Annotated in this window: 2 protein-coding genes; both read left to right on the top strand. The window is 73.2% G+C overall.

All coding sequences use genetic code 11. From position 1 onward, the window contains the following. Positions 1 to 82 precede the first annotated feature (82 nt). Positions 83 to 1,996 (top strand): penicillin-binding protein 2, encoded by a 1,914-nt coding sequence (locus CQZ88_RS14260; RefSeq protein ID WP_180987017.1) that lies wholly within the window; start codon positions 83 to 85, stop codon positions 1,994 to 1,996. A 176-nt stretch (positions 1,997 to 2,172) separates the two neighbouring features. Continuing rightward, a partial coding sequence (locus CQZ88_RS31055) for a Mur ligase domain-containing protein (protein WP_374703826.1) occupies positions 2,173 to 2,686 on the top strand: 514 nt, incomplete at its 3' end.

The following is a 2,686-nucleotide window of genomic DNA, read 5'->3' as shown; positions in this document are numbered from 1 at the left end:
CCGGCAATGCCGGGGCCGCGCCCGGTCAGCCGGAACAATTGGTGCCCGTGACCCCTGCGACGCACGCCGAGGACGGGCGCCGGTGAGGCGAGGGACCCCACCGTCTTCCCGGCCGGTCCGCGGCCGCCCTGCTCCTTCCCGCCGGCCGGCGCCCGCCCGGCGCACCCGCCCGCGCAAGGCCTCCGGCGGAGCGGACACCACCGGGTTCCGGTTCCGCTACCGGTACGGGCGCGCAGTCATGTTCCTGGCCCTCGGGGTCGCGGCCGTGCAACTGCTGTGGGTTCAGGTCGTCCAGGCGCCGCAGCTGACCGCCGAGTCGGCCAGCCAGCGCACGACGCGGCTCGTCGAGCCTGCCACCCGCGGCACCATCGCCGACCGGAACGGCAGTCCGCTGGCCTACACGATGGAGGCGAAGGCGCTCACCTTCCAGCCCGTCCGCGTCCGGCGAGAGCTGGACGAGGCGCGCGCCGAGGACCCGACGCAGCCGGAGACCGACGCGTATCTGGAGGGTCTCGCGAAGGCGATCCACGAGGCGCTCGGAGCGGCCGCCCCCGAGGACGAGATCCTCGACAAGCTGCGCAGCGACGAGACCTTCGTCTATCTGGCGCGCGGCGTCGATCCCGCCGTGGCGACCTCGCTCGTCGACGAGTACGACAAGGTCGGTCTCGAGCGTCAGGACATCCGGCTGTATCCCGGCGGCTCGCTCGCCGCCAACCTCGTCGGCGCGACGGGCTGGGACGGGCACGGCCTCCTCGGTCTCGAGGATTCCATGGACTCCGTGCTCGCCGGCACCGACGGCTCCTCGACGTACGATCGGGGCTCCGACGGCGCGGTGATCCCCGGCAGCTGGCGCGATCAGCAACCTGCCGTCGACGGTTCCGCGGTGGAACTGACCATCGACTCCGACGTCCAGTACTACGTGCAGCAGCAGGTGCAGCGCGCCAAGGACCTGTCCGGGGCGAAGAACGCGTCCGCCGTCGTGCTCGACGCCCGGACCGGCGAGGTCGTCGCCATGGCCAACGACGGCACGTTCGACCCGTCGATCGGGGTCGGCAACAACCCGAAGGACGCCGAACTCGGGAATCCCGCCGTCAGCACCCCCTTCGAGCCGGGGTCGGTGAACAAGATCGTCACCGCGGCCGCCGCGATCGAGGACGGCCTCACCACCCCCGACGAGGTGCTGCAGGTGCCCGGCACGATCCGCATGGCCGGCGTCACCGTCAAGGACGCGTGGGACCACGGCGTCGTGCCCTACACCGCCACCGGTGTGTTCGGGAAGTCCTCCAACGTGGGGACCCTGATGCTCGCGGAACGGGTCGGCGAGGACCGGTTCGCGCAGATGCTCGGCCTGTTCGGCCTCGGGCAGCGCACCGACGTGGGCCTGCCGGGCGAGTCCGCCGGCAGCGTGCCGAGCCGCGAGCAGTGGTCCGGCGGCACCTTCGCCAACCTGCCGATCGGGCAGGGCCTGTCGATGACGCTGCTCCAGATGGCAGGGATCTACCAGGCCATCGCCAACGACGGCGAGCGGATTCCGCCGCGCGTCGTCCGGGCGGTCGTCGCACCCGACGGCACCCGCACCGAGACACCCCGGCCGGACCCGGTGCGGGTGGTCAGCCCGCAGACCGCCGCCACCGTGCGCGACATGTTCCGCGCCGTGGTGCAGGACGACACCGGGAACCAGCGCGGCACCGGCACCCCGGCGGCGATCGAGGGCTACCAGGTCTCCGGCAAGACCGGCACCGCCCAGCAGGTCGACCCCGCATGCAAGTGCTACTCGAACTCGAACTACTGGATCACCTTCGCGGGGATCGCGCCCGCCGACCGCCCCCGCTACGTGATCGGCATCATGCTCGACGCGCCCACCCGCAGCGCCGACGGCAGCGGCGGGCAGTCCGCCGCACCGCTGTTCCACACGATCGCCTCGTGGTTGCTGCAGCGCGAGGGCGTGCCGCTGTCGGCGGACCCGGGCAGCAAGCTGATCCTGCAGGTGGACTGAGCCGCGCGGGTGCGGTCGATCGCCGAGCACGTGTCGGCGGCACCGCCGCCCGTCGGTAACCTGACACGTCGGTACCGTGACACCGCGGTCGAGCCCCGGTGCTCGGGAACAGCGCGGCCGCGGGAGTAGAGGAACGGCAGGAGACACTGCCGCGGAGCGAGAGGAGCCTGGTGCCTGTGCCGTCGAGTCCGGACCCGTCCCCGCCGGGAGGCGGCCTGAGACCCGAGCATCCACCGGTGACGCAGCTCCGCGACCTCGCTGCCGCCGTGGGCGCCACCGTCGGCACCGTCGCACCGGGCGCCACGACCTCCGCCGCGGGCATCCCGGTGTTCGTGACCGGCGTCGACCTGCGGGCCCAGGGGGTGCAGCCCGGCGACCTGTTCGCCGCACTCCCGGGCGCCCGCGCGCACGGCGCCGAATACGCCGCGGAGGCCCTGGAACGGGGTGCTGTCGCCGTCCTCACCGACGCCGCCGGATGCGAGCACCTCGCCGCCGTCGTCACCCGCCCCGTGCCGGTGCTGGTCCACCCGGATCCGCGGTCGGTCCTCGGCGTCGTCTCCGCCGCCATCTACGGCGACCCGTCGCAGCACATGCAGGTCGTCGGCATCACCGGCACTTCCGGCAAGACCACCAGCGCCTATCTGGTCGAGGCGGGGCTCGCCGCCGCCGGGCGGGTCACGGGCCTGGTCG

Origin of the sequence: Rhodococcus sp. ENV425 (assembly GCF_002887785.1) — a bacterium.
GTDB classification, from domain to species: Bacteria; Actinomycetota; Actinomycetes; order Mycobacteriales; family Mycobacteriaceae; genus Rhodococcus; species Rhodococcus aetherivorans.
The sequence above is the reverse complement of the archived record's forward strand: the minus strand, read 5'-3'. Positions and strand labels throughout refer to the sequence as shown.